Origin of the sequence: Aureivirga sp. CE67, from assembly GCF_015767245.1 — a bacterium.
Classification (GTDB): Bacteria; Bacteroidota; Bacteroidia; order Flavobacteriales; family Flavobacteriaceae; genus Aureivirga.
The window spans coordinates 17,970-35,160 of sequence record NZ_JADOTV010000021.1 but is presented as its reverse complement, the minus strand read 5'-3'; the positions used below and the strand labels follow the sequence as shown (position 1 = coordinate 35,160).

Genomic DNA, 17,191 nt, shown 5'->3' with positions numbered 1-17,191 from the left:
AATAGATTTAAATAAAAACTACTTCTTTTTAGATTCTTTTAGATTATTCAAAGTTCTATTTAGACTACGAATAGTGATTCCTAAATAGTTTGCGATATCTTTTTTAGAAAATAGTTTGTCAAAATCTGGATATAACTCCTTTAATTTTAGAAGATTTTCTTCAATAGAATAGGACTGTTGAAAAGAAAATCTAGGAGCTTTATATCCAATTTTTTCTGCCATTGCTTTTAAGACATGTTTATTAAAAATAGGATCATTTTCTAATAAATAATTATAATTTGTGTGCGAGATTTTATAAGTACAAACTTTTGTAATAGCTTCAGTAGAACAATAACTAGACTTGTTGCTAAAAACTTCTAATTCTCCAAACTGCATTCCTTCTCCGAAAAATTCTTGTATAAAATCTTTTCCATTTTCATCTGAAAGATAACATTTCGTAATTCCTTCTTTTATTAAAAATAAGACTTTATACCGCTTATCTTGTTCCAAAATTATATCTCCAGAATCATGTGCTTCTAACACAAAAAAGTCAGGATGTTTTTTGTCTAAAAGTTCGATATAGCTTAAGAAATCTTTATTTGTTCTAATCATTTTTGACTTGGGACATTTGTCCTTTTTTAAGAGATATTATAACTAGTTCTTTGCTGTACAAAACTATATAATTTAAAATTACAATGACTGATTTAATTCAACAAATAGCTTTTATAAAGGAGATAGATAAATTAAAATACATTAAAAGAAAAACAAAATTATTCCATAGTGATAGATGCGAAAATGATGCAGAACATAGTTGGCATTTAGCCATGATGGTGATTGTTTTGGCTGAACATAGCAATGAAAAAATAGATATTTTGAAAGTTTTAAAAATGGTTTTGATTCATGATATTGTTGAGATAGATTCTGGTGATATTTTTATGTTTGATACTAAAAAAAGTCATGATAATACGGCTGAAGAATTGAAAGCTGCAGAAAGAATTTTTGGTTTATTACCAAAAGAACAAGCAAAAGACTTAATAGAAATTTGGTTAGAATTTGAAAAAGGAAAAACAAACGAAGCTAAGTTTGCAAAAGCAATGGATCGATTTGAACCAATTTTACAAAATGTTTCTAATAATGGAGGAACTTGGAAGGAATATCATGTGCCAAAAGAAAAGGTTTTAGATAAAACAAAATCGATAAATAATGGTTCAAAATCAATTTGGGATTATTCATTAAATGAAATTGAAAAACTTTTTAAAACAATTTAATTTCATGGAAGCTGACAAAAAATTATACACGAAAGAATTTATTTATGTTTGTTTAAGTTCCTTGTTTTTTTCTGCAAGTTATAATATGCTAATTCCAGAATTACCAAATTATTTGAGCAATTTAGGAGGTTCCGAATATAAAGGATTTATCATAGCATTATTTACATTAACAGCAGGATTTTCTAGGCCTTTTAGCGGAAAATTAATTGATACTATTGGGCGAAAACCAGTTTTAGGAATAGGAGCAATTGTTTGTATTATAACCGGATTTTTTTATCCAATACTTACTAGTGTTTCAAGTTTTTTGTTCTTACGGTTAGTTCATGGTTTCTCTACAGGTTTTACTCCAACAGCAATCGCTGCATATGTGTCAGATATTACTCCAAAAAACAAGCTAGGAGAAGCAATGGGAATTCAAGGTTTGTGTTTTAGTACAGGTCTTGCTCTTGGACCAGCTTTGGGAAGTTATATTAAATTATTGACCAATTACGATATTCTGTTTTACAGTTCTTCTCTAGTTGCTTTTATCTCTTTTCTTTTAATTATTAATACAAAAGAAACATTAGTTACTAAGCAAAAATTCAAATTAGAATCTTTTAAAATTTCAAAATCTGATGTTTTAGCAAAAGAAGTTTTTCCTGCTGCATTGCTTACATTTATTACTTATATCGGATTTGGAATAATTCTAACATTAATTCCAGATTGGAGTGATAATTTAGGTCTATTAAATAAAGGGACATTCTTTATTATATTCACAATAAGTTCGGTGTTTGTCAGGATTTTTTCTGGAAAAGTTTCTGATAAATATGGAAGAGAAATTGTCATTAAAATTGGTTTAATTCTACTCGCTTTATCTCTATTTATTATTGGAAGTTCAAATATCATAAATACTTTAATAATCGGAAGTATTTTTTATGGTTTAGCTATGGGAGTTTTATCACCAACAATAAATGCCTGGACTATAGATTTGAGTAATCCTTCTAATAAAGGAAAATCCATAGCAACAATGTATATCGCTTTAGAAGCTGGAATTGGGTTAGGAGCTCTTTTTTCTGGTTGGTATTATCAGAATATTCTAGAAAATATTCCAACGATATTTTTCACATGTACAATCTTTGTTGTTTTAGGTTTTATTTATATGCTTTTTTATAGAAAAGAGAAATTAAAAACCTTAATTGATATTCATTGAAAAATAACAGCAAAAAAATAAGACTAACTTGAAGGAGTTAGTCTTATTAACGCGTGTTTGTATGTAATAAACTGAAAGAAAATTAAAATTACCCAATAAATCCAACTCCAACAGTATTGTTAGATTGTGGATCAATTAAGATAAATGCTCCATTTTCTTTATTATTCTTGAAAGAATCGAAGAAAATAGGCTTATTTAATTTTAAGGTTACAGAAACAATATCATTCATTTTTACTGGATTTGCTTCTGTTTCGATACCAGAATAATCTGGTTTTATTTTGTGTTGAATTGTGTCAATTTTTGTTAATACCTTATTCACACCATGCTGTAAAGTATATTTTTTGCTCGAAGATAAGGAATCTGAATCCATCCAACAAATTGTGGCAGACAGCTGTTTATCCATTTTTGGAAGTTCATCTGCTTTTACAATCATATCTCCACGACTCACATTAATATCATCTTCTAGCGTGATAGAAACCGAACTATTTTTTGTTGCAGTTTCAAATTGTTCATCATAAAAATGAATTTCTTTTACTTTGGAAGATGTTTGCGAAGGAAGTACCATCACTTCATCTCCAACGGAAATAGAATTTCCATAAACTTTTCCAGAATAAGCTCTGAAATCGTGATATTCATTTGTTTTAGGACGAATTACATATTGTACAGGAAAACGAGTAATTCCTTCACTATAGATATCTTCAAGGTTTAAGTTTTCCAAATGATCTAAAATAGTTTCACCAGAATACCAATCCATATTTGAAGATTTTTCTACAACATTATCTCCCTTTAAAGCACTTACAGGAATGAAAGAAATTTTTTGTTCTTTATAATCTCTTTTAGCGATTAATTCTTCAAAGTCCGCTTTAATTTTTGCATAAATTTCTTCTGAATAATCTACTAAATCCATTTTGTTGATTGCAACGATTACGTTTTTAATTCGTAATAAATTATTGATGAAAAAATGTCTATAAGTTTGCTCAATAACTCCTTTTCTTGCATCAATCAAAATAATAGCAACCTGAGAAGTAGAAGCTCCAGTTACCATGTTCCTTGTATATTCTACATGTCCAGGAGAATCTGCGATGATATAACTTCTCTTGTTTGTAGAAAAGTAAATATGTGCCACATCAATAGTGATTCCTTGTTCACGCTCGGCAACCAAACCATCTGTAGCCAAAGAAAAATCTAAATAATCAAATCCTTTTTGTTTACTAGTTCTTTCAATTGCTTCTAATTTATCTGTTGTAAGTGATTTTGTATCGTATAGAATTCTACCAATTAAAGTACTTTTTCCATCGTCTACACTTCCTGCAGTTCCTATTTTTAAGACTTCCATTTTTTTAATCTTTTCTCTGAAAAACCCTATAAAAGGGGGAGCGCATTATTCTACTAAAAAAACCAACCAAAGTTTTACAATTACAATCCAATACCACTCTAAGAAAAATGTTCTATCATGTTTTCTTTTGTATTCTACAGAGTGTTCGCACTCCCCAGCTTATAAAAGGGGAAAATTTATTAACTAACTAATTTTATTCAGAACTTAAAACTTATTTTATGATTCCTTCTCAAAAGAAGGTTCGAATATTTTTATCGAAAAAGAGTAGGAGACAGAGCGAAGACGAATTCGGATGAACTCTAGATAAACCTTTAGTTCGACTACGCTCAAATATCAAATGATTTTCTCCTCGATTATGATTAACTCTACTCTCTTGTTAAAAATATCCTTGTTGTTTTCTACTTTCCATTGCAGCTTCCGAACGTTTGTCATCGATTCTTGCTCCACGCTCCGAAATTGTAGAAGATCTAATCTCCGCAACAACTTCTGAAATCGTAGAAGCGTAAGAACTAACAGCTGCCGTACAGCTCATGTCTCCTACAGTTCTAAATCGAACAGTTCTACTTTGAACTTCTTCATTTTCTTCACGATAAACAAATTCTGAAGCAGACCAAATCATTCCATCTCTAAGGAAAGTATCTCTTTCATGAGAAAAATAAATAGAAGGAATTTCTAGATTTTCTTTCTCAATATAACTCCAAACATCTAGTTCCGTCCAGTTGGAAATAGGGAATACTCTTACATTCTGCCCATGCTCAATCTCACCGTTCAACATATCGAACAATTCAGGACGCTGATTCTTTTCATCCCATTGTCCGAAATCATCACGAACAGAAAAAATACGTTCTTTAGCTCTAGCTTTTTCCTCATCTCTTCGTGCACCACCTATACAAGCATCAAACTTAAATTCTTCAATTGCATCTAAAAGCGTAGTAGTTTGCAACGTATTTCGACTAGAATATTTCCCTGTTTCTTCCTTCACTTTTCCTTGGTCAATAGAATCTTGAACGTGACGAACAATCAACGTTAAACCTAATTCTTCTACAAGTTTGTCACGAAATTCTATTGTTTCCGGAAAATTGTGTCCTGTATCAATATGCATTAAAGGAAAAGGTATTTTGGCTGGGTAAAATGCTTTTTGCGCTAAGCGAACCAAAGTGATAGAATCTTTTCCTCCTGAAAATAATAATACAGGATTTTCAAACTGTGCAGCTACCTCACGCATAATGTGAATAGCCTCACTTTCCAACGGATTTATATTCGATGTATCGTTATTCATTTCTAATTAATTATGTAAACCACACTCTCTATTTTCTAGAACTTTTGTTGGGTCGAAGTATTTAAATTCGTTTGGTAAATTGTTTTCTTCCAAATACGAATCCAATGTTTCATCTGACCAGAAGTAAAACGGACTTACTTTTAAGATTCCATCTTTACTGAAACTAAAAATTCCAATATTATCTCTAAAAGCAGTTTGTCCTTTTCGCAAGTTTGTAAACCAAACATCCGGTTGATGTTCAGACATTGCTCTTTTAAAAGGTTCTAGTTTTACTTGCTCTGTGAAAATAGCGTGTTTCGGATCATTTACGTCAGGAATTCCAAGTACAACATCTCTATGTGCAGCAGTTTGTTTCGGAACGTATAATTGAATATTTAAATCCAATTTTCCGATGATTTCTTCTGCGTGTTTGTAAGTATTTGGAGTATTATATCCAGTGTCGCACCAAATAGTTTTGATGTTTTTGTCTTCTGAGGCAACCAAATTTAAAATAGCTGCTTCATAAGGTCTGAAGTTTGTAGTGATTACCGGATTTTTAGCTAAAGTCAACACCCAAGAAACAATTTCTGATGGATGTTTGTCTTTAAATTCCTCGTTGTATTTATTTAAAACTTCCTGATTTTCTCTCATGGAAGCAATGATATTATCTGTTGTCATAAAAGGATCTTTTATTTTCCCCATTTTATTTTATTCCAAATTCTTTCGTGAAAAAAATACAATGTCATTTTTGTCACTAATTCTATCAAACCTATTGAAAACGCTAAGGATAATGTTCCTGTAACCAACCAAGAAATAAAAATTGTATCTAATGTTCCTACAATTCGCCAACTAATTGTTTTGGCTAAACTCCTTGAAAGTTTCTCGTCTGAATCCTCATTTTTTTTTGTTTTTAGGCTAAATAGTTTTTCTATAAACATATTACCCTATCGGTTTACTAGGTTAATAATGCAAACCTAAAAAAAATATTTTAGTTGTGAACTGATTTATATCCGATTTTTTCTGGAAAATATTTTTTACACGCGAGGGAAATATTCTTTTTTTATGGTTTTAAAAATGATTTTTAAGTGTTTAAATTTTTGAAAAACAAATGTTTAGGTGTTTTGTTTTTAGAGTGAAATAAGACTTGTGAATGTTAAGTTAAAAAGGGAGTAGAACTTTTGAATTTTATTAATTTTTTAACAAATGGCTTTTCTAGTTTTATGAGTTACTTACCTGTTGATAACTTTGTTTATAATAACAATGTTAAGTGTTAAAAAAAATATTATAGTTTATTATTTTTGTTAAAAATAAAACTATATGAAAATTAATTATGTTTAAAGCTAATGTTTTTCATAATAAATTAAAGTGTAGTTTAAACATTAAAATATGAACAACATGAAAGAATGGAGTAAAATGTGTAGAAAGAATTGTATTTTATGTAAACTTGGAAAGTTTCTATTTAGAGAAACAATCTATTTTTTATTTAGAGACTTTTTCGATTAAATTTTTAAAGCTGCTTTATGCAGCTTTTTTTTATTAATAAAATTGAATTTTTAGACTAATTTTTTTTAAATAAATTGCAATCAAATTAAAAAAATAAATCTCAAAAGAAATTAAGCTATGAATTATAATTCTGAGGAAATTATTGATTTAGATATCGAAATAATTGAGTTGTACGGTGAATATTCTGGTTTCGAAACTATTTATGAAGATTGGTTTGTAAATGGAGAAAATAAAGAATTAAAATCAGATAGAATTCCTATTGTTACTGCTTGTTTAGAGTATAAAACAATTTTACTTGAAGAAAACTTAGATGTAAAAACTAGAGAAGAAACTGAGCAAAAATTAAAAATTTTAGAAACTAAAATTTCTTCAGAAGCTTTTGAATATATTGATGAAGTTTTAAGTACTTTTTACAGTGAACCAATTTTCTTAGAAAGTCAAATAGGACAAACATCTGATTATTTAGGTCAGGTTGTAGTGAGTTTTATAGTTTTATTGAAAATATGTTTAATAATCTATTTTGTTCATTTTTATTAAAAATTATTTCATGAAAAAGATATTAATATTCTGTTTTTTGTTTTTACAATGGTTTTCGGTTTTTTCCAATATGGCAAATCCAATTCAAAGCGGAACACTCTGTGGAGATCCATTTGTGAATAAATATGTAGATGTGTTACATGAAAATATTTTCATAGATATTGATGAAAATTTCAAAACTGCAAATTTTAAAATTGAATATCATATTGATGCTTCTCAAGACGGAATTCAAATTCCATTTTTGTTTTATGCACAAGATTATTTGGGAGATTTTGTAGTAAAAATAGATGGGAAACAAATAAACTTAAAGGAAATAGGAGAAGAGTATAAAAAGTTTGATAAAAGAAAATTAAAAGACTTTTCTTCGCTTTTCGTTTCTGAGAAAAATAATAAACCTGATTTATTAGATGAAATTGACACGCATGACGAATTAGGTTTTTATATAAATAGTAACGATTTGATTTTTTTTGATACTGATATTTCTAAAGGAAAACATTTGATAGAAGTAACATATAAAGCAAAAAGATGGACAGACCGTTCAGGTTTAATGAATCGATATTATTTTAGATATGCTTTATCTCCAGCAAAATTTTGGAAATCATTTGGAACTTTGCATTTAGAAATAAATACAAGTGATTTGGATGGAGAATTATCTTTAAATATTGAAAATATTAATGAATTAGAAAAAAAGACTAAACTTGATTTTAATGAAATACCAGTAGATATTTTAGAAATAAAATTCAATCCTAAAAAATCTGAAAAAACAGTTTTTTTACAGAAAATTGGTATTGATACGATTACGCTTATTTTTTTCTTTTTTATGTTAATAGTTCATCTTATTGCGACTATTTATTATAGAAAGAAAAATTTACAAAAGAGATTTTCATTAGTTGTGATTTTAGGAAGTTTATTGATTCCTTTTATAGTACTTCTTTTTTGGTTGCAACTAAGAAATATGTTATTTAATTCTATGGGAGAACATGCAGGAATGCGAGGATATGATTTTATGATTTTTTCTTTATATCCAATTATTTTACCTTTTTATTGGTTGATTTTTTGGATTTTTGACAGAGTTTTGAAGAGGAAATTAATTAGGAAAATAGCTGGAATACTGATTATTTCATTTACACTAATCTCTTGCGATAAAGGAAATCTTTATTTTGATAAAGTTTATATTCCTAAAAAATATGAATTACAAAAGGCTGAAAAAAATAAATGTTTTGGTTGTGGTTACGATTATCCTCACGAGACAGATTCTACTTTTGTTTTTAGTACTAAAAATGGAACTTTTTATTTGTCAAGATCAAAAGTGAATCAATACGATAAAGTTTCACAAGATCTGAAAAAACTTAAAAATGAAACTGCAAAAGAATATTTAGAGAACTACTTTGAAAGTCAACATAAAGTTATTTTAAGTGATTTAAATATTACAGAAGAAAATACTGTTTCTAAAAGGTTCGATTTTGAAAAAAAGAGTATTCTTTTTGGATATTTTTTTCGTGATGAAGCTTATGCGAAAATTTTGGTTTTTGATGAAAAGGATATTTACGCCTTAAATTTCCAAGAAAAAGGAAAGAATGTAAAACAAGATTTTAAAGAAATGATAGAAGGGGTTTTTGAGAATATAAAAAAATAAAATATGATTAAACAAGAAATTGAATTAGATATTTTTACTATTGACTTATATTTTAAGAATAACGGAGATAGAAAAAACGAAAATGCTACAGAGGAAGAAAAGCAGATATTGAATACAGATCGAACAAAAGAGTTATTTAAATTAATAGATAGTTTTAAAGAGATTTCCAAAATTTATTTAGAGAAAAAAGAATCTGTCATTCAAGGAAATGATTTTGAAAATTATAAGAAAGAAGAAAAAGAACAAATCAAACAAAAAATCAGAGATATTAAATTATTACTACAGGATTTTGATTCTAAAATTGAAGAAATATTGATACAAAAGTTTCAATTAAATGTAGATTGGTATATTTTGATTAAAGAAAAAGAAGACATGAATATTTCTTTAAAAGAAAATATTGATTTTGCTGCGAATTCTACTGAAACATTAGGAGGTGTATTAAGTATTATATTTGAGTTTATAGATTAAATTTGATGTAAAAAAATAGATAAACCTAAGTCAAATCCGCCAAAGTATTATTTTCTAAAACTTTCAAAGTATTATCACGAACTTGAATCATTAGTTTGTGAACGCTGCATTTATGTTCATCAGGACAATCATCACATTTTTCGTAGAAATTCAAACTTACGCAAGGAATCATTGCAATTGGCCCTTCCAAAACACGAATAACATCTACCATTTTGATTTCGCTTGGTTCTTTTAAAAGATAATATCCACCACCTTTTCCTTTTTTAGAACCTAAAAAACCTGATTTCCTTAGTGTAAGTAAAATACTTTCTAAGAATTTATGAGAAATGTTTTCCGTTTTGGCAATAGTAGCAATCTGAACAGGATTTTTCTCTTCCTGTTTTGCCATAAATGCCAAAGCTTTTAGTCCGTATTTTGTCTTTTTAGATAACATTTTGCAAATATAAATATTTATTGAACGGTTATAAAAAATAAAATTAATTGATTTTTAAGTTTGATTTAAGAGCTAAATGATTAAAATGAAATACATTTGCACTCATTTTAAAATTTTTAGAGATGTTTGGAGTAGAAAATTTTTATGTTTTTGTAATTACTGCATTACTTTTTATCATGACACCAGGAATTGATTCTGTTTTTGTGTTGAACAAATCTGTAAGTCAAGGAAAGAAAGCAGGAATTTACTCCACATTAGGAATTAATGGAGGAGTGATCGTTCATACTTTGTTTGCAGCTTTAGGATTGTCAATGTTGGTTGCAAAATCAGCAATGGCTTTTATGGTTGTAAAATATTTGGGAGCTGCTTATTTGATTTATCTTGGAATTTCAAGTATTATTTCAAAAAAACAACCAGATTTCAATATGGAAGTAAAAGAACAAAGTAATAAAAAGCATTTTTTCTCTGGTTTGGTTACAAATACATTAAACCCGAAAGTTGCTTTATTTTTCTTGTCATTTTTTCCACAATTTATCCAAAAAGAGCAAATCGAAAATCCAGTACCATTTATCGTACTTGGAGTAACTTATGCTTTAATTGGAATTTTATGGTTTTCTGTTATGAGCTTTTTCGCAGCAACATTTTCAGAGAAAGTAAAAGGAAATGAAAAATTTCATAATCGATTAAATAAAATATCTGGAGCAATTTATATTCTCATGGGACTTAAAATTGCTTTGACAAAAAAATAAATGAAAAATCCAACTATTACAGTTGGATTTTTTTGGTAAAATTTCTCTTTTCAGAGTGGTTAGAGGGAAGTTTCTGAGTGTTATTCATAAAATTCTTTCAGAATAATATCTTTTCCTTGAATATGTTTTTTCAATTCTTTTCTTAAATAATAACGATGCATAAAACCAGTTAAAACCACAATTTTCTTTCCTTTATTTTGTTCTGTGATTTTCATGATGTTTTTAGCCATAGTTTGGTTTCTTGTATCCCAAAAATTAGCCCATAATTGATATCCATCTCGATAACTGATTTTTTCTCCATTTGGTTTTGTAAGAAAACGATTCGCAAATTCCTCTCGAACATTCGTGATTTTCGGAATCATTTGATATTGGTAAAATTGTCTTCTTTCACAAAGACTATCTGTCTTTGGATTGTTGAAATGCTCTGGAGATTTTGCAGCTTCCACTTTTAAAGGTTCTATTGCATTTTTATATGTTGTAGCAATTTCAGATTCTTCTTCAGTTAATAAATTAGCCTTATTCAAACTATCTACCAGACGAAGTGTATATTTATCTGTAGGACGCATTCCTTTTTCTCTTCTGTATTCATTTCTTCCTTCGAATTCAAAAGGTCTAAGCTGTGTTTCAGGATGTTTTTTAATATACATTCTAGAAGCAGTTCCTTCATTTTCTCCATAATTATTTTTAAACTTAAAATCAGAAGTGAAGGCAGCAGAATCAATTTCGTGAAGAATGAAATCTGGTTGTAATTTTTCTAAAATCTGGTATAAAGTATCTCCATTAAAATTCGGAACAGGTTTATGCAGTGTTCCGATTACTATAAGTTCTGTGGGTTTTTCAGTGTGAGTTTTTTCGGTTTTCTTTTCATTTTTACAAGAGAAAAGAATGAAAATAGTTAGAAATAGTAAAGAAATTTTTTTCATTAATTCGAATATGTAATTAGGGTTTTGTCAGAAATCAAATATATATTAAGTTTTAATGTCTTAAATATCAATATAAACTCATAAAATGCGACAAAAAAGACATTTAAGCGTATTCTGGAGTTTTATTTTTTAATTTCCTCCAAAGTATTTTCTCCCCAAGCATTCATGGCTTCTAAAACAGAAATAAGACTTTTTCCAAAATCTGTCATATAATATTCGATTCTAACAGGGCTTTCATCATAAATCTTTTTCTCAATAATCAAATCTTCTACTAATTCATTGATGGTATTAGCTAACATTTTATCACTGATGTATGGAAGCGTTTTTTTCAATTCATTAAATCGATTTACACCATCATTTATTTTCCACAAAACTGCAGGTTTCCATCTTTTTCCTATAAAATGTAAAGTTGTCATAAACGGACAATCATACTCTAAAAACTTCTCATTTTTAAAGTTAACAGATGATAATTTTCTCATTACTTACCTTTTTGTTAGTTACTAACTGTTTGGTTATTTATTAGCAAAGATAGAATTTTGTATCAGAATTTAAAATTTAATATTATGAAAATTAGTTTTTTAGGAGCTGGAAATGTAGCTCAAAATTTAGGAGGATTATTTACAAAAGCAGGATATAATGTAAAATTAAGTAAACCAAATCCAGAAGGAAATCAAGTATCTATTGAAGAAGCTTGTGCATTTGGCGAAGTAATTTTTATCACAACTCCATATGCAGCAGTAAATGATATTTTGACAAAAAATAAAGAACAATTAAAAGGAAAAATAATTGTAGATGTCACGAATGCAATTAATCTTGAAGATTGGTCGCCAATTTTCTTAGGTGAAGAAAGTGCAGCAGAACACGCTTCGAAATTGATTCCAGAATCAAAGTTTGTAAAAGCATTCAACACTGTTTTCGCTGATATGATGAATGAAGAAGATATGAATTATAATGGTGAAAAGTTGACAACTTTTATCGCTTCAGATTCTGAAGAAGCTGCGAATATAATTAAAGAAATTGCAGACAAATCAGGATTTTCTGGTGTTGTTCTTCAAGGTTTAAAAAATGCTCGATATTTAGAATCATTAGCACATCTAAATATTTCTTTGGCGCTTTCAGGAAAAGGAACCAAAGCTGGGTTTTTATATTTCAATAAATAATTTGGTTTGGCCTTACAGTTATCTGATTGTAAGGCTTTTTTTAGAAAAAATACCAACCATGACTTCCTGCAACGGCTCCAATTATGGTAATGAAACTCAAAATCAACAAAACCCAATGTGCTCTATGCATGATATTGAACGTTTTTTCTGGATTTTCTTCCGCAAACTTTTTAAACAATTTATGTAGAAGGAAAGGTTCTAGAAAGAATAAAACAATAGAAAAAATTAACCAGATAAAAACCATTGCATGCATCCACCAAAAACGAATACTTTCAAATCGATCCCAAGCATTTAGTTTATGAACCAAATAAAAACCTGTAATTGCAGTAAGAAGTGTAGCAACTTTCGCATGATTTGAAAACCTTCCTTCAACTCTCTCAAAAGTATCAATCTTATTTTCTTTCGTTTTCATTCTTTTAATGGCTGGAATTATCACAGTTGTTACCATGTAAACTCCACCAATCCAAACTACAACAGCGATGATATGAATAATTCTTGCTAAAGTTAAATCGTGCATATTTTTCCTTTTTTAGATTGATTCTAAAGTTAAGACTTAAAATGAGAAGAATAAAAGATAAATATCATTTGTATTCAGAAATCTTTAACAGCCTTTAAAGAAAAATTAAAATCTATTTAAGTATTTAATAATGTGATATTTAGTAATTTCATACTCGTAAATTTTATTAAATGATAATCATAAATAGTTTTTGTGATTATAAGTTTTAAGAAGAAAGAAAGATGACGAAAGAATTACTTATAAAAATGAATATAAATCCATAAAAACTTTATTTATGAGAACACCAAAAATAACTCAACCCAGTAAACTTATTCTTTTACTTGTATTTGCGTTTACTTTATTTTCCTGTAATGACTCTGAAGATGATTCTCAACCATATATTACAGCACCACCAACAAAAGGAAAAGTATTAATTGTTGGGGCAGGAGCTTCAGGTTTACAAGCTGGAAAAATGCTGAAAGATGAAGGATATGATGTATCTATCATGGAAGCATCGGATAAGATTGGGGGAAGATTGCGAAAAAACACAACTTTGGCCGATATGGATTTAGATATGGGAGCTGAAACTATTTACGGAAATACTTCAGATGCATTTCAATTAGCTACAAATTATGGTCAAAATTTGAATGAAGATACCATGCAGCCAGAATATTGGTATAATAACCAAATGTATAAAGGAGATGAAACTTTAGCTCCTAGAGATTTGAAGGAAATTATAAACTATATTTACAATGGACATGGTCAAACAAATCAATCTTTTGAGGACTGGGCAGATCAAGAAGGAATGGATTCTTCTTATGATGAATTAATCGAAGCTTTGGCTAATATGTATGGAGGTTCTGCTGAACATGTAAGTGTCCCTGCCGAATTACAAGAAAGTTTGAAATCTACAACAAATGATCAAAAGTTTAGATTACGAGATAAAACAATGTATGATTTGGTAAACGATCATTTAGCACCATATTTAGAAGAGAATATTAAACTAAATGCTCCTGTTTCAAAAATTGATTATACTGGAGATAAAGTGTATGTAACGGCTGGTCAAAATATTTATGATGTAGATAAAGTAATTGTTACTGTACCAATTAAAGTTCTTCAAAATGAATACATTCAGTTTGTACCACCAATGGGAGATGGGAAAAAAGCAGCAATCAACAACATTGGAATGGAAGAATGTATCAAAGTTTTTATAAAATTCAATGAAAACTTTTTTGAAGATAATATGATTGTTGGAGGTAGAGATGGTTCTATGTATTATGATGCAACACACGGAAAAGATACGGATGATGCTGTAATTGGAGTACAAGTAACAGGGAAAAATGCAGCAGAATTGAGTGCTTTAGACGAAGATCATATGGTACAAAGACTTTTAGCTGAATTAGATGCTATGTATGATGGAAAGGCAACACAAACTTACTCAGGGCAATATGTAATGCAAGATTGGGGGAAAGAAGAGTTTGTTCAAGGAGCATTTTCTTATGAAAAAGCAAATACAGGAAACTTAAGAGAAACATTAGCTGCTCCGATTGCGAAAAAAGTATATTTCGCAGGAGAGGCGACAAATTTAAACGGAAATAAAGGAACTGTTTCAGGAGCTTTAGAATCTGGAGTTCGTGAAGCAAATAGAGTGATGGCAGATTTTGAATAAAAACTACTTTAAAATATAAAAGCCAAATTGAGTTTTCAATTTGGCTTTTTTTATGTTTTAAAATCCGATTTTTGCGCCTATGACAAAACCATCTTTTTGTTCATTTCCAAAGTAAGATTTTATATAATCAACTCTAAAAAGTCGAAACTTTCCAAATCCTACATTATCCAATCCTACAGTAAATTCGGTATAAGGTTTATTTTCTTTTGTGAAAAGTGCATGTCCACCAATAACTAGATTATAATTTAATTTATTCAACAAAGGAATTTTACCCATGATAAAAGAATTAAAATTATGTTCCGCATGCATTGTCGAATATTCTGATTTTGAATAAATCTTATAATATGGCAATAAGTTAAAAACATTTGTATATCTGCTAGCTGTTGAGAAATTCAATTCGTTTCCATTAAAGTATTGAAAATCTACAGCAGAGATGTTTTCTGCGTTAAAAAACTTTCCTGCACTTATATTATATCTGAAATTTCCTTTGTTTCCGATATTGAAACTTTGACGAATATTTCCAACAATTTTATCATAATTATAATCTGAATTGCTTGCTCCAAATGCTTTTCCATACTGAACTAATAAAGTTGGGTATTTTGAAGAAGGAATAGATATTTTGAAATTAGGATAACTCATATATTTCTCTCCGAAGCGAAATTGAAAACCAATAGAAGTTTTATAGATAGAATTTGCAATAAAAGGAGCATTCAAACTTTGTCCATCAAAAGGATTATTGGAAGTATATGCTCGATTACTTTTCGGGAAAAATGTTTGATCTGTTGTATTGTAAAGCGGACTACGATCATAATATCCTAGATTGGCATAAAATAAAACGCCATTAAAAATTTTCTGAGAATAACGAATAGAAGCAAAGTCTTCTTCATAAACTTTCATGTAATTATCTTGGAAAAATAAAGAAGAAACCGTGTTTAAGAAAGGAGTAATTGGTTCCGATCGATTAAACTGCTTAACTCTATTTCCTCCACGTACAGAAATTGCTGGTCTTGTTTTCTGATTAAATCGATAATAAACATACCCTGAAGGGCGAACTCGATCATCAGAAAAACCATATTCTACAGTAGCAGAAGCATAAAAACTGCTTCCTTTGTCTTCATTATATTTCGAGAAATCTAAATTTACATTAGAGTTCCAACCTTGTACTGTATTAAATCTGAATTCTGTCCAAGGCATGTCAAAACTTATTCTATAGTCTTTTTTCGAATTTCTATAACTATATCCTGAGAAAAGATTTCCCCATTCCCACTTATTATAAGCTCTATCAATAGAGTCTAAATATTCTGGAGTTTTTTCTCTTGCTACGATGCTATCTCGAACTTTATAATCTTTTGTTTCTTCTAGAGTTAACGGAACTTTTCTTTGATTTTCCCAGAAAGTACTGTCTTTTTTAGTAGCTCCTTCTTCAAAAGATAAAATTTCTCTTCCGAAAGTTTTTTTAGTAAAATTTGGATTAAAATTATAATTACTATAAGCCGCAGAGAATCTTCCATTGAAATTAAAACCAAATATTCCAGCTTCAAAATCTAAGGTTTGTGAAATCACTACCCAAATTTCATCTTGATTCTGATAATTAAAAGTTTGCTTGATGTGAAGTTCTTTAATCACAGGTTGTTGCATTTGTTTTCCAGAAACTTTCAAATCTGTTCCATAAACAGTCCATTGCTCATCAACCACGTAAATGTATCCGCTAAAAACAGGATTATTTTCTCTTCTTGGAATTACTTTAATTTTATAAATCATAAAACCATGATCATCATAAAAACTTCCTTCTAATTTATAGCGATAATTTGCCATGGCATTAGAAGCAATCGGAGAAATAATTGGTTTTCCCATATCGATCGTGTTTTCATAAATATTGAAATCTACTTCCGAAGCTTGGTTAAAACTAATTCCATTATCATCTCCACTTGTCTTGGATGCTACGATAGTTTCTTTGAATTTATCAGGTCTTTTATGGTCAATTTTTGAAATTGTTTCTGAAAGATAAATAATTCCCGAACGTGTAGAATCTAAAACAGCATTTCCTGTTTCTACTTTTTGTCCAAGAAATTTTTTCGGTGCATCTTTAATTTTTAATAACCCTTTAGAATAAAAATCTGCAGAAAATTCACTGATTTTATCAAGGTTTTCCTTACGATGTTTGATCATGCTCTTCATAATCGGTATCGCAGGATTTTCTTTAGAATTAATCGTAACCTCGTTTAAAGAAATACTTTCTTCTTTTAAAACAGCATTTAATTCAAAAGGAAATTTTTTGATATCTACTTTTTTCTTCCAAGTCTGAAAACCTAAATATTGAAAAACGATAGTATAAGTTCCTGGTTTTTTTATATCCAAAATATACAATCCGTCATCGTTTGTAGTGGTTCCAGTTAGTTCATTTTCTGTGTAAACATTTACAACGGGCAAACCTTCATTATTCGTATCAGTCACTCGCCCCGTAATTTGTGCTGATAGTTTTAATGAAATAATGAAAATTAGTAACGTAGTAATTTTTTTCATAATCTAATTTGAAAATTTAGAGATGTAAAAAAATGATAATTTTTCGATTTAAAAGCAAGAAATA

At 28.9% G+C, this 17,191-nt stretch carries 18 protein-coding genes; 8 read left to right on the top strand and 10 right to left on the bottom strand.

The window, feature by feature from the left end; all coding sequences use genetic code 11:
* Positions 1-18 precede the first annotated feature (18 nt).
* Positions 19-591 carry a Crp/Fnr family transcriptional regulator gene (locus I0K12_RS18240; RefSeq protein ID WP_196889622.1) on the bottom strand — a complete coding sequence of 191 codons (573 nt, stop codon included), beginning with the start codon at positions 589-591 and terminating at the stop codon, positions 19-21.
* Positions 592-674: 83 nt separating this feature from the next.
* Between I0K12_RS18240 and I0K12_RS18235 the strand changes: the two genes are divergently transcribed.
* Both I0K12_RS18235 and I0K12_RS18230 read left to right on the top strand, forming a co-directional pair.
* Positions 675-1,247 (top strand): HD domain-containing protein, encoded by a 573-nt coding sequence (locus tag I0K12_RS18235; RefSeq protein ID WP_231372800.1) that lies wholly within the window; start codon positions 675-677, stop codon positions 1,245-1,247.
* A 4-nt stretch (positions 1,248-1,251) separates the two neighbouring features.
* Positions 1,252-2,436, top strand: coding sequence for an MFS transporter (locus tag I0K12_RS18230; RefSeq protein ID WP_231372799.1), 1,185 nt, complete (start codon positions 1,252-1,254; stop codon positions 2,434-2,436).
* Positions 2,437-2,524: 88 nt separating this feature from the next.
* Here the strand turns inward: I0K12_RS18230 and I0K12_RS18225 are convergent, their stop codons facing one another.
* The 4 genes from I0K12_RS18225 to I0K12_RS18210 all read right to left on the bottom strand — a co-directional run bounded on the left by I0K12_RS18225 (position 2,525) and on the right by I0K12_RS18210 (position 5,968).
* The gene (locus tag I0K12_RS18225) at positions 2,525-3,772 is read right to left on the bottom strand and encodes a sulfate adenylyltransferase subunit 1 (protein ID WP_196889577.1); all 1,248 of its coding nucleotides are present in this window, start codon (positions 3,770-3,772) and stop codon (positions 2,525-2,527) included.
* Between the two features lie 376 nt (positions 3,773-4,148).
* Positions 4,149-5,051 carry a sulfate adenylyltransferase subunit CysD gene (gene cysD, locus I0K12_RS18220; RefSeq protein ID WP_196889576.1) on the bottom strand — a complete coding sequence of 301 codons (903 nt, stop codon included), beginning with the start codon at positions 5,049-5,051 and terminating at the stop codon, positions 4,149-4,151.
* A gap of 6 nt (positions 5,052-5,057) precedes the next feature.
* Positions 5,058-5,681, bottom strand: a complete 624-nt coding sequence (locus tag I0K12_RS18215) for a phosphoadenosine phosphosulfate reductase family protein (protein WP_196889620.1) — start codon at positions 5,679-5,681, stop codon at positions 5,058-5,060.
* A gap of 38 nt (positions 5,682-5,719) precedes the next feature.
* The gene (locus tag I0K12_RS18210) at positions 5,720-5,968 is read right to left on the bottom strand and encodes a DUF2061 domain-containing protein (protein WP_196889575.1); all 249 of its coding nucleotides are present in this window, start codon (positions 5,966-5,968) and stop codon (positions 5,720-5,722) included.
* Between the two features lie 682 nt (positions 5,969-6,650).
* Here I0K12_RS18210 and I0K12_RS18205 point away from each other — a divergent pair.
* From I0K12_RS18205 to I0K12_RS18195, 3 genes are read left to right on the top strand one after another with little or no spacing between them, the layout of a single operon-like run.
* Positions 6,651-7,070 (top strand): hypothetical protein, encoded by a 420-nt coding sequence (locus tag I0K12_RS18205; RefSeq protein ID WP_196889574.1) that lies wholly within the window; start codon positions 6,651-6,653, stop codon positions 7,068-7,070.
* Positions 7,071-7,080: 10 nt separating this feature from the next.
* Entirely contained in the window at positions 7,081-8,706 is a 1,626-nt protein-coding gene (locus tag I0K12_RS18200; RefSeq protein WP_196889573.1) for a hypothetical protein, read from the top strand.
* A 3-nt stretch (positions 8,707-8,709) separates the two neighbouring features.
* The gene (locus I0K12_RS18195; RefSeq protein ID WP_196889572.1) at positions 8,710-9,174 is read left to right on the top strand and encodes a hypothetical protein; all 465 of its coding nucleotides are present in this window, start codon (positions 8,710-8,712) and stop codon (positions 9,172-9,174) included.
* Between the two features lie 25 nt (positions 9,175-9,199).
* Here the strand turns inward: I0K12_RS18195 and I0K12_RS18190 are convergent, their stop codons facing one another.
* Positions 9,200-9,607 (bottom strand): RrF2 family transcriptional regulator, encoded by a 408-nt coding sequence (locus tag I0K12_RS18190; protein ID WP_196889571.1) that lies wholly within the window; start codon positions 9,605-9,607, stop codon positions 9,200-9,202.
* A 122-nt stretch (positions 9,608-9,729) separates the two neighbouring features.
* On the opposite strand from I0K12_RS18190, the gene I0K12_RS18185 reads away from it, so the two are divergent.
* Positions 9,730-10,356, top strand: a complete 627-nt coding sequence (locus I0K12_RS18185) for a LysE family translocator (RefSeq protein WP_196889570.1) — start codon at positions 9,730-9,732, stop codon at positions 10,354-10,356.
* A gap of 80 nt (positions 10,357-10,436) precedes the next feature.
* Here I0K12_RS18185 and I0K12_RS18180 read toward each other — a convergent pair whose 3' ends face one another.
* Together I0K12_RS18180 and I0K12_RS18175 are read right to left on the bottom strand one after the other, a co-directional pair.
* Positions 10,437-11,279 carry a hypothetical protein gene (locus I0K12_RS18180; RefSeq protein WP_196889569.1) on the bottom strand — a complete coding sequence of 281 codons (843 nt, stop codon included), beginning with the start codon at positions 11,277-11,279 and terminating at the stop codon, positions 10,437-10,439.
* Positions 11,280-11,401: 122 nt separating this feature from the next.
* On the bottom strand, positions 11,402-11,758 hold the full coding sequence (locus tag I0K12_RS18175) for a winged helix-turn-helix transcriptional regulator (RefSeq protein WP_196889568.1): 357 nt from the start codon (positions 11,756-11,758) through the stop codon (positions 11,402-11,404).
* A gap of 84 nt (positions 11,759-11,842) precedes the next feature.
* On the opposite strand from I0K12_RS18175, the gene I0K12_RS18170 reads away from it, so the two are divergent.
* Positions 11,843-12,439 (top strand): NADPH-dependent F420 reductase, encoded by a 597-nt coding sequence (locus I0K12_RS18170; RefSeq protein WP_196889567.1) that lies wholly within the window; start codon positions 11,843-11,845, stop codon positions 12,437-12,439.
* A gap of 40 nt (positions 12,440-12,479) precedes the next feature.
* Here the strand turns inward: I0K12_RS18170 and I0K12_RS18165 are convergent, their stop codons facing one another.
* Entirely contained in the window at positions 12,480-12,956 is a 477-nt protein-coding gene (locus I0K12_RS18165) for a hypothetical protein (RefSeq protein WP_196889566.1), read from the bottom strand.
* Between the two features lie 274 nt (positions 12,957-13,230).
* On the opposite strand from I0K12_RS18165, the gene I0K12_RS18160 reads away from it, so the two are divergent.
* A complete protein-coding gene (locus tag I0K12_RS18160; protein ID WP_196889565.1) occupies positions 13,231-14,604 on the top strand; it encodes a flavin monoamine oxidase family protein in 1,374 nt (457 codons plus the stop codon).
* 57 nt (positions 14,605-14,661) lie between these two features.
* On the opposite strand, the gene I0K12_RS18155 is transcribed toward I0K12_RS18160, so the two are convergent.
* A complete protein-coding gene (locus I0K12_RS18155; protein ID WP_196889564.1) occupies positions 14,662-17,127 on the bottom strand; it encodes a DUF5686 and carboxypeptidase regulatory-like domain-containing protein in 2,466 nt (821 codons plus the stop codon).
* Positions 17,128-17,191: the final 64 nt, after the last annotated feature.